Raw genomic sequence first — 4,457 nt, 5'->3', positions numbered from 1 at the left:
CGGCCGGCTCGCATGCCGCTACCGGTCGTCGCGCGGCACCTTGATGAGCAGGCCCGCGGCGAGGAACGCGGCCGCGGCCGCCCAGTGCGCCAAGGAGAAGACGGTGCTGAGCGTCTCGCCCTCCCAGGAGAACGGCGCGACGGGGTTCCACATCACCGCGATCGCGACGAACACCGGCACCCACCACCAGTGCTTCGCCTGCACGGCGAACCAGGCGACGATGAGCGCCAGGATCGAGATGACGAAGCGGAAGATCTCGTCCCAGGCGCCCGCGAGCCACAGCTGCGAGACCACGAGCGCGAGCGCCGCGATCATGCCGGGGGCGAGGGCGTTGCGCTGGAAGGCGGGGCCGTAGCGGTTCTCGTCCATGGTGCCTCCAACCTAAGGCGTGCGGAGTATTGAGGTAGACGCTGGTGCCTCGAACGGCGCCCCGACGTAAGGCGCTTGCGGTCGGAACCACCGACGGCGCGACGGCGTCCACCGCGGTGCACGCTTCCCGTCGCGCTCGGACGCCCGCGTACCGGGCCGTCGCGGTGGCGCTACCGCCCTAACGGTCTCCCAGCGCGCCTTCCTCATGCGCGCGTCTCTCGAGCACTTCGCGTCGGCATGCCTGTGTCCGGCTCGCTCGATGGTGCGGAGTCGAACGACTTGACTGCCGCCGACGTCCCGGAACCAGCGAAAGTGGTCTCGAAGCGCTGCTGCGGCATACTGACTCCAACACTGAACGAGCTGGAGGTTCCGTGAGCGATCACGTGCATGAAATCACGGAGTGGCTCTTTGAGCGCTGGCTACCAGATTTCCCGATAGCGGTTGTGGAAGGATTCGCTGGCGTTGGCAAGTCGACGGCGCTTCGACAGTATTTCAAGGCCTGGCCGGGGCCTAAAGCGATGATTCCGCTGGTGGAGCATCCGCTTTATGAGGAGTTTCTACTCGGGGTGCTTTCTGAAATTGAAATGGCCGGCTTGGCGAACGTCAGCGAGGGCCCCGACCTGGAATCAAATATCGTTCGCGCAGTCCAGAACGACGGCTTGCTGCTCGTACTGGATAATTTCGAGTCACAGCTCGACGCGGATGGGTTGGTCGTCTCGGCAGAACTTCGCCAGCTACTGGCAAGACTTGCCGCCATTCACAGCGGACGGGCGTGCATTGTGTCTTCCCGATCCCGAGTCAGGACAATTGGACGGAGAGGGTTCAGTATCGAACTATGACGCAGCCTGCGCCAGCCCAAGGCGCGTCAATCCTGCGTACAATGCTCAGAGACCGCGACAAGCTCGACGAGTTTAGCGATGACCTCATACTGGACGTATCCGCGTGGCTGGGTCACAATCCCCGAGCGATGCGTGCCTTCGTAGGTTGCCTTGTCGGACAGCCCGTAGAGGAACTAATCGATCGCGACAGCGAGTCCTGGGAATTGCGTCACAGGCCGCGTTCCCCGCAGTTGACTGCCCGACTCGAGTACGAGTTCTGGAACCAATCGCTCGGCCGGCTCGATCAGGAGTCCGTCACGCTGGCTGAGAACCTGTCGGTCTTTCGCCGGCCTTTCCGCGTCGAGGCCATCAAGGCAGCGGGCGCAACGATCCACACCTGGGAGAGCGCACGCAATCGCCTAGCGTTGTCGTTCATCCTCGATCGCAATAATGCTTGGTACGAACTTAACCCTGTAGTGCGAAAGTTGACGGCCGCTCGTCTGTCAAGAGTGGATCGCCGATTCACTGCCGCTAATGCGCGTGCAGCAGACTTTTTTGCAAAGCGAATCGACGATCCCAGCTATCGGGATTCGAGCAAGGCTGGTGGCTACTTCGTGGAAGCGAGATATCACTACCTCGCGGCGGGACGTCGGGATTCGGTTGAGGCGATCGCAGGTAAGTATCGTGGACTGTTGCTGCGCACGTACAGAGGGTCGCAGATCGATTTGTCGGACCCGAGCATTGCGCGCGAGCGGATACCAGTACTCCTTGCGGCGCTCGACCATGGTGATGCGGGCTATGAGAGTCTGCGTGCGGCACTCGTTCAATTGCTCGAGGTGAGAGGGGCGGAAGGTGACGACATCATTGCGCTCCGACACGCTCGACTTGCTTCTGTCGTTCGCACGCCGCTGGCATTCTGGATGGCGTACGCACGGATCGCCGCACGCGTCGAGACCGACGCCTTCCTCGCCGCACTGGCGCGCAGATCCTTGAGCGCATGCGCAGTGGAGCCCGAGCGAGTTGTCGTGGCAGTCGCAGAGCAGTTGTTCCTCCGCGGTCAAATTCAAATGTCGCTCCGGCTTATCGACGAGATGGCCCCGCGGATCGCCAAACCGAATGACGTGTACCTCACACGTCTGAAGGCTTTCATACTCGACCGTACAGGCAAATTTCCTGACGCTTTCGATCTTATGTTGGACCGGCATCGTGCTGGGGGTACTGGACGTGTTATCGACCGTCTTCTTGAGGAGGCTTCATTCCTCGCGCTCCATCACGGAGATGAGGGTCGGCTCGCGGAGATCGCCGAGTATGCGCGAGGCGTCGGCGGCCTGACGAGGCAGTCTGCACCCTTGGCGGAGATGCTAATGAGCGTACTTCGGGGCGACTACGAAGCTGCCCGGACCGTAGGTGAAGCCGCAGTCAAGGATCCTGCTGTTGCCGCACAGGTCGCCTTCTGTTGCCTGAGTCTTGGTCGATTCGAGGAGGCCGCGAACATAATGAGAGGGCTCTCCGCGGCGAGAAATGCTGCGACACACTGGCTCAGTGCCGTCATCGCGCTGTGCAATGGCGATGCGGACACTTATATCGACGCCATCACCAGGGCGTCCCGAGGGAACGTTGAAGATTCCACCGTTCTCGACGAGAGAACTTGGTTACGGGTGTGGGACGAGGTTCCTGCAAGTATGGGCCCGTTCCCAGCCTTCTACTTCCCGCGACTCCCGCCGCGACTCACTGGCCTTCAAAGCGCTGTGGTCCGCACCTACGGGAGTGGCTCGCAAGGAGAGCTGATTCGCGAGTCGAGGCCGCTGCTCGGGGCGCACGTTTCCGAGTCTCCCGCGATTCCCGACACCCCCGTCGTAGTGAAGTCACAGACGGGAGCACCGATGATCTACGTTCAGCAAGGGAATATTGCCGTGGCTCAAGACGAGTACAACAACTACGGGCAGGTCGGTGCGATGGGTCGCCGAGCCAGAGTCGATGGCGACATCCACCAGCGGCAGGAATTGGCGCCCGCGGTAGCGGAGGCCATCCGACAGCTTGCTGACCACGCCAGGGATGAAGGCCAAGCGGAAACGGCGGCAACGCTGGATGAAGTCCTCGCACTGGAACTAGCGTCTGAACACGACGAGGCGCACACGTACTTCTCGAAGGTCCGAAACTGGGTTATCGACAAGGTGTCTGACGGCACAGTCGCAATTGCGGCAGGTCTTGTACTCGCCGCTTTTGGGGTATGAACAAGCGCCCCGACGCCACATCCCTCTCGGGAGTTGCTCTGAGGGTGTTCAACAACCCATGAGTGCCATCGGGCCCCGCGAACTGCTGAGCTGGGGCCAGACCACTCTGTCGCGTTGCAAGTACACGAGGAACCATCGACCGCAGCCCGCAGCGCAAACGATTGCCTGCCTGCGTGGTGGCAGCAACGGTGGGGCCGATGTCGACCGCAGCGAGGAGGCGCGGCAGTTCGTGGTTGCCCTCGCTGAAGTAGCGTTGGTCAGTCGAAGGGCCGTTGTCTGTAGCCCTCGCGCGCTTTCCGGCACCGTACGTGCGCTTCTGTCGACGTCGAGATGGGGGCGCGGGCTTTGTGCGCTCGACCGTCAACGCAATCACTACGGGGCGAGGGCCTTGCGGATGCGCTGCACCGAGACCGGTCCGGCGGTGCCGAGCTGCTGCGCGAAGAGGCTCACCCGCAGCTCCTCGAGCAGCCAGCGGGCCGTGACGAGGCGCTCGGACGTCGCCGACGCATCCGAGCCCGCCACCGCATCCGTCACCGCCGGCGCGAGCGGCAGCGTGCCCCCCGCCTCGCGGAAGAGCGCGACGGCCTGCTCGACCTCGCTCATCCAGATGCGGTCGCGGTTGGCGGTATCGGGCAGGCGCTTGACGCGGTGCTCGATCGCGCGCACGTAGACCTCGAGGCGCGGCAGCCGCTCGAGGCCCGTGCGGCTCACGAAGCCGTCGAAGATCAGCTGGTCGAGGTGCGCGCGCGCGTCGGCGAGCGCCGCCATGTGCGCGAGGCTCGCGCCCTCGCGGATCGCTCGGTCGGCGTTCCGGGCCGCGGTGAGGATGCGCGCCACCTGGCTCGCGAGCGCGAACATGCGGTCGACGAGGCCGTCGGCGACGCGGGCGCGCAGCGCCTCGAACGCCTGCGCCGTCGCGGGCGCCTCGGCACCCGGCTCGGCGCCCAGCTCGGCGTCGATGATCGCGAGCATGAGGTCGTCGAAGAGCCGGTCAGTCGAGGGGTAGGGGCTCGCGCCGAGCGCGAGCTTCTCGGCG

General features: G+C 63.9%; 4 protein-coding genes. 2 read left to right on the top strand and 2 right to left on the bottom strand.

All coding sequences use genetic code 11. From position 1 onward, the window contains the following. Positions 1 to 18 precede the first annotated feature (18 nt). Positions 19 to 369 carry a DUF6804 family protein gene (locus RIN18_RS17280; protein WP_309105216.1) on the bottom strand — a complete coding sequence of 117 codons (351 nt, stop codon included), beginning with the start codon at positions 367 to 369 and terminating at the stop codon, positions 19 to 21. Between the two features lie 371 nt (positions 370 to 740). On the opposite strand from RIN18_RS17280, the gene RIN18_RS17275 reads away from it, so the two are divergent. Together RIN18_RS17275 and RIN18_RS17270 are read left to right on the top strand one after the other, a co-directional pair. Continuing rightward, the gene (locus RIN18_RS17275; protein ID WP_309105215.1) at positions 741 to 1,208 is read left to right on the top strand and encodes a hypothetical protein; all 468 of its coding nucleotides are present in this window, start codon (positions 741 to 743) and stop codon (positions 1,206 to 1,208) included. Beyond that, a complete protein-coding gene (locus RIN18_RS17270) occupies positions 1,205 to 3,421 on the top strand; it encodes a hypothetical protein (protein ID WP_309105214.1) in 2,217 nt (738 codons plus the stop codon). Before RIN18_RS17275 ends, RIN18_RS17270 begins: the two co-directional genes overlap by 4 nt. Before the next feature lie 372 nt (positions 3,422 to 3,793). On the opposite strand, the gene RIN18_RS17265 is transcribed toward RIN18_RS17270, so the two are convergent. After that, positions 3,794 to 4,457: DUF3418 domain-containing protein (locus RIN18_RS17265; RefSeq protein ID WP_309105213.1), on the bottom strand; the 664-nt coding region annotated here is incomplete at its 5' end.

Source organism: Microbacterium sp., assembly GCF_031179285.1.
Taxonomy (GTDB): Bacteria; Actinomycetota; Actinomycetes; order Actinomycetales; family Microbacteriaceae; genus Microbacterium.
Note: the sequence above shows the minus strand (reverse complement) of the source record. Positions and strands in the feature narration are given on the sequence as shown.

Coding starts and splice junctions, on each gene's coding strand:
- RIN18_RS17280 (WP_309105216.1), bottom strand. CDS start 369: ATGGACGAGAACCGCTACGGCCCCGCCTTCCAGCGCAACGCCCTCGCC.
- RIN18_RS17270 (WP_309105214.1), top strand. CDS start 1,205: ATGACGCAGCCTGCGCCAGCCCAAGGCGCGTCAATCCTGCGTACAATG.